The sequence below is a fragment of the Marinimicrobium sp. UBA4509 genome, assembly GCF_002388575.1.
GTDB lineage: Bacteria > Pseudomonadota > Gammaproteobacteria > Pseudomonadales > Cellvibrionaceae > Marinimicrobium > Marinimicrobium koreense.
Window position 1 is genome coordinate 1 of record NZ_DGMV01000055.1, and the last position, 4,644, is coordinate 4,644.

Below are 4,644 nucleotides of genomic sequence, written 5' to 3' on the forward strand. Positions count from 1 at the left end.
GTGCAGATCTCGCCCATGATCATGAAAGTGGCGGTGCCGCCACTGAAACACTCGCCCAAGTTGGGGCAGTTGGCCTCTTCACACACCGAGGAGAGGTTGTTCTTGCGCAGGATCTGCTTGATCCGATCCACTTCCGGCGAGGCGGGTACCCGCACCCGAATCCAGTCCGGCTTGCGCTGCACCTCATCGGAGGCAATCACTTTCACCGGAATGCGCTCGACCTTGTCCGCATCGCGCAGCTTTTCACCCTGACGCAGGCGACGGGTGCGTTTGACGGGCTGTATTTCGGGGGTATCGGTCATGAAACTCTCTCGTCTCTCTATCTCTCGGCTCCGGGTAGAGCCGAGCGGCTAGTGCCTGAATGCTGTACGTACGGCCTTGTGGGCCTCCGCGATCAGCGCGGTGGGCCGGGCATTGTACACGAATAGCCTATTTTCTGTACAAAGTGCCCGACCAGGCGATCCTTGACCTCCGCCATATCCGGCGCCGTGGTCAATTGATCCGCCAATTGGGTCATCTGCAGCCCCTGATAGCCGCAGGGATTGATACGTCGAAACGGCTCCAGGTCCATGGCCACGTTCAGGGCCAGACCGTGAAAACTGCAGCCCCGGCGCACCCGCAACCCCAGAGACGCGACTTTGTCACCGGCGATATACACCCCCGGCGCATCCGGCCGGGGGTAGGCTTCAACGCCGTAACTGGCCAGCAGGCCCACCAGGGTCTCTTCCAGCGCGGTGACCAGGTCCCGCACCCCCATGCCCAGGCGGCGCAAGTCCAGCAGCGGGTAGGCCACCAGCTGGCCGGGGCCGTGGTAGGTCACCTGCCCGCCCCGGTCGGTCTGTACCACGGGAATATCCCCCGGCAGCAGCAGGTGCTCGGGCTTGCCCGCCTGTCCCTGGGTGAATACCGGGGGGTGTTCCACCAGCCAGAGCTGATCCTGGGTTTCCGCATCGCGCTCGTCGGTGAAAGCGCGCATGGCCTGCCAGACGGCGTCGTAGGGCCGACGACCGAGGTCGCTGACCTGCAGCGTCAGGGAATGCGGCGCGACAGCGGGCTTCACCGGCTCAAAGCACCATTTTGGTCACGGAGCTGGCCACCAGCTCCTGGTGAATGGTCTTCAACTGCTGTTCACCGGTGGCGGTAATCCAGACCGTCAGAGACTGGTAGGTACCATTGCGGCTGTCCTTGATCTTGATGCGCGTCTGGTCAAAACCCGGGGCGTGGCGCTCCATCACCTCAATGACCAGTTCGTGCAGCTCGCTACCCGCATCACCGAGTACCTTGATGGGGTAATCCTCGCAGGGGAACTCGATTTTGGGGGCGTCAGGGTTGGAAGCGGACATGGGGCCAGCGTGCCTCTCGAATAGCTTAAAACGCCGGCATTATAACAGGAGTGAGGGGGCTATGTCCGGGCCTCCCCCAAAGGAGGCAGGGCCCGGACAAGGCGGGGTATTACCCGAAGATTTTGAGGAAAAACAGCTTGATTGCGTCGATCAGGCGCTGGAAGAAGCCCGCTTCCTCCACCGGCTCCAGCGCCACCAGGGGCACATCCACCAGGCGCTCACCGTTGAGATCAATGGTCAGATTACCCAGCTCGTCGCCTGCGGCAATGGGGGCCTTGATGGTTTCATCGATATGCATCTGGGCTTCCAGGGCATCCTCTGCACCGCGGGGGATGGTCAGGCGGATGTCCTCGGCCACGCCCAGCACCACTTCCTCCTGCTTACCGTACCAGACGCGGTTACGCTGCAGTTCATCGCCCGCATCGTAGATAGACTGGGTCTGATAGTAGCGGAAGCCATAGGCCAGGAGCTTTTCGGTTTCAGCGGCCCGGGCATCTTCACTGCGAGTGCCCATCACCACGGAAATCAGGCGCATATCCCGCCGCACCGCCGAGGCCACCAGGCAGTAGCCCGCCTCTTCGGTGTGGCCGGTTTTCAGGCCGTCTACCGTCTCATCTCGGAACAGCAGGCGGTTGCGGTTGGCCTGATTGATGCCGTTGTAGGAAAAGTACTTCTCGCTGTACATGGCGTAGTGATCGGGGTGATCCTTGATCACCGCCCGGGCCAGAATGGCCATATCACGGGCGGTGGTCAGGTGCCCCTCGGCGGGCCAGCCGGTGGAGTTTTCGAAATGGGTGTTGGTCATGCCCAGTTTGGCGGCGGTCTGGTTCATGATGTCCACAAACCCTTCTTCGCTGCCTGCCACATGCTCCGCCAGAGCAATGCTGGCGTCGTTACCGGACTGGATGATGACGCCGCGCTTGAGGTCCTCCAGGCGCACCTGGGTACCCTCGCGAACAAACATTTTCGAGCCGCCTTTGCGCCAGGCCTTGACGCTGATGTTGACCATATCGTCTTCACTGATACGACCCTGCTCGATCTCCTCCGAGACGATGTAGCTGGTCATCATCTTGGTCAGGCTCGCCGGCGGCAGCACCATATCCGCCTCGTGCTCCACCAGGATCGTACCGGTATCGGCATCCATCAGCAGATAGGCGCTGGCCGCGAGGCTCGGGGGAGCGGGAATAATGACCTGCTGTGCCTGCACGGCCAGAGTCAACAACATCAAGACGGTGGCGGAGAAAAGTTTTCGCATCATCATGTAAAACCGTTTTTTAAAAAGAAAAGATCCTTATCGCACAGACTCACTTTGCGCTGGAATTCTAGCACTATTCCCGCACGATATGGGTTTGCTCAATCGCATTTCTGCGCAGCTGCTCACGCACCTGCACAACTTCTTCGTTACTGCTCAGAGGCCCGATTCGTACCCGGTGCAACACCGGTTGTTCATCGGCACTGTGCACCTCGACCGGGAAGTCCGTCAGGGCACTGACCCGCGTCTGCTGGGATTTGGCCGCATCCAGTGAGCCAAAAGCGCCCACCTGTAAGAACGTTTTTTGGTCCGAGGTATCGTGCTCGGAAGACGTGTCCGCTTCGGCCCGCAGAGGCGCGGGAGGCTGATTACCGGGTACGATGATTTCCACTTCCACCTGCGCGGTTCCCTGGCCGGCAAACCCCAGTCGTTGAGCGGCGGCGTAGCTCAGATCGATGATGCGGTTGCCGTGAAAGGGACCGCGATCATTGACCCGCACCACCACCTGACGATTGTTGGCCAGGTTGGTGACCCGCACATAACTCGGGATCGGCAGCGTCTTGTGCGCGGCGGTCATGCCGTACATATCGTAGGTTTCGCCGTTGGAGGTTTTGCGTCCGTGAAATTTCTGGCCGTACCAGGAGGCGATGCCCTGCTCCTTGTAGCCGGTCTCATCGTCCATCAGGTAATAGGTTTTGCCCAGCACCGTGTAGGGATTCTTGTTGCCCGCCAGGGTGCGCACCTCCGCCCTCGGCGTGGCATCCGGCACATGGGAGAGATCTACCGGCTTGTCCGGCCCGCGATCCTGCTCTTCAACGGGCCCCAGGGGAGCACAGGCAACCATGAGGGCCAGAGGCCCCAGTACCAGGGCGGCGCGAACCAGTGTCATTGTTCGGTCTCCATCGCGGTTTTTATCTCTTTACTCAGTTGTTCTACTGCCAGGGCGTATAGATGGCTGCGGTTGTAGCGGGTGATCACATAAAAATTGTGAAACGCCAGCCAGAACTCCTCGCCAAAATCGCCTGCCAGCGCCAGCGCATTGGCGGGCAGCTCGGCCGGCAGCGGAAAAATCGGTGTCAGGCCGCGCTCGGCCCAGTCCGCCACGGTCAGCTCCGGCGGGTGAATGCGGTTCCAGTCCGAGGCGTCGCCCCGCGCCAGATCGTCCGAGGCCCGGGCCCGCAGCGCTACCGGCGCTCCGCGCTGCCAGCCGTGCTCGGCAAAATAGTTGGCCACACTGCCAATGGCATCGGTGGGGTTATTCCAGATATCGGCAAAGCCGTCCCCGTCGAAGTCGATCGCGTAGTGCCGGTAGCTCGAGGGCATGAACTGGCCGTAACCCATGGCTCCGGCATAGGACCCCTTAAAAGCCAAAGGGTTCTGTTCGTGTTCACGCATCAGAATAAAATACTGCGCCAGCTCCTTGCGAAAGAAAGGCGCGCGCGGCGGGTAGTCAAAGGCCAGAGTACTGAGGGCGTCGATCACCCGGTGCGAGCCGGTGGTCCGACCGTAATTGGTCTCCACCCCGATAATCGCCAGTACGATTTCCGGCGGTACCCCCAGTTCCCGCTCGGCTCGCGCCAATGCTTCGCGGTGCTCCCGCCAGAAGGCGATGCCCCGGGTCACGCGCAGCGGTTGAAGGAAGATGGGGCGGTACTCGGCCCAGGTGCGGGTGCGCTCCGCAGGCCGCGCGATGGCCTCAAGAATGCCATCCTGCCGCTTTGCCTCGCCCAGCCAACCCTCGAGTCGGGACGCCTGAAAGCCGTGCTCTTCGACCAGCTCACTCACAAAAGCCTGCGCCTCTGGATGCGCTCGATAATCGGCGCTACCACCGGCGCTGGCCAATACCCCGACCAACGCTATCCCCCACTGTCGCCACTGACTGATCACGGTTGCTGTTTACTCCTGACGGGTAACACGTCGACGCTCGGTGGCAATCGACATGAGAATGCCGAAGCCGGCCATCAGGGTGACAATGGCCGTCCCCCCTTGGCTGACCAGGGGCAAGGGGACGCCGACCACGGGCAAGAGGCCGGACACCATGCCCACGTT

General features: G+C 61.5%; 6 protein-coding genes and 1 pseudogene. All 7 read right to left on the reverse strand.

Translation table 11 applies throughout. The features are described from left to right. Positions 1–302, reverse strand: a pseudogene (locus tag B3520_RS10545) (lipoyl synthase); the annotation flags it as partial. Positions 303–394: 92 nt separating this feature from the next. After that, a complete protein-coding gene (gene lipB / locus B3520_RS10550) occupies positions 395–1,060 on the reverse strand; it encodes a lipoyl(octanoyl) transferase LipB (protein ID WP_024461005.1) in 666 nt (221 codons plus the stop codon). Between the two features lie 4 nt (positions 1,061–1,064). Continuing rightward, positions 1,065–1,343, reverse strand: a complete 279-nt coding sequence (locus tag B3520_RS10555) for a YbeD family protein (RefSeq protein ID WP_024461006.1) — start codon at positions 1,341–1,343, stop codon at positions 1,065–1,067. A gap of 109 nt (positions 1,344–1,452) precedes the next feature. Then, positions 1,453–2,601, reverse strand: a complete 1,149-nt coding sequence (locus tag B3520_RS10560; protein ID WP_123638895.1) for a D-alanyl-D-alanine carboxypeptidase family protein — start codon at positions 2,599–2,601, stop codon at positions 1,453–1,455. A 70-nt stretch (positions 2,602–2,671) separates the two neighbouring features. After that, entirely contained in the window at positions 2,672–3,484 is an 813-nt protein-coding gene (locus tag B3520_RS10565; RefSeq protein WP_286876011.1) for a septal ring lytic transglycosylase RlpA family protein, read from the reverse strand. After that, positions 3,481–4,482 (reverse strand): lytic murein transglycosylase B, encoded by a 1,002-nt coding sequence (gene mltB, locus B3520_RS10570; RefSeq protein ID WP_286805536.1) that lies wholly within the window; start codon positions 4,480–4,482, stop codon positions 3,481–3,483. Before mltB ends, B3520_RS10565 begins: the two co-directional genes overlap by 4 nt. Positions 4,483–4,491: 9 nt before the next feature. Further along, the coding region (locus tag B3520_RS10575; RefSeq protein WP_286876020.1) for an FtsW/RodA/SpoVE family cell cycle protein at positions 4,492–4,644 on the reverse strand (153 nt) is incomplete at its 5' end.

Excerpts from the sequence above, each read along its gene's own strand:
- B3520_RS10555 (WP_024461006.1), bottom strand. The coding sequence starts at position 1,343 with ATGTCCGCTTCCAACCCTGACGCCCCCAAAATCGAGTTCCCCTGCGAG.
- B3520_RS10565 (WP_286876011.1), bottom strand. The coding sequence starts at position 3,484 with ATGACACTGGTTCGCGCCGCCCTGGTACTGGGGCCTCTGGCCCTCATG.
- B3520_RS10560 (WP_123638895.1), bottom strand. The coding sequence starts at position 2,601 with ATGATGCGAAAACTTTTCTCCGCCACCGTCTTGATGTTGTTGACTCTG.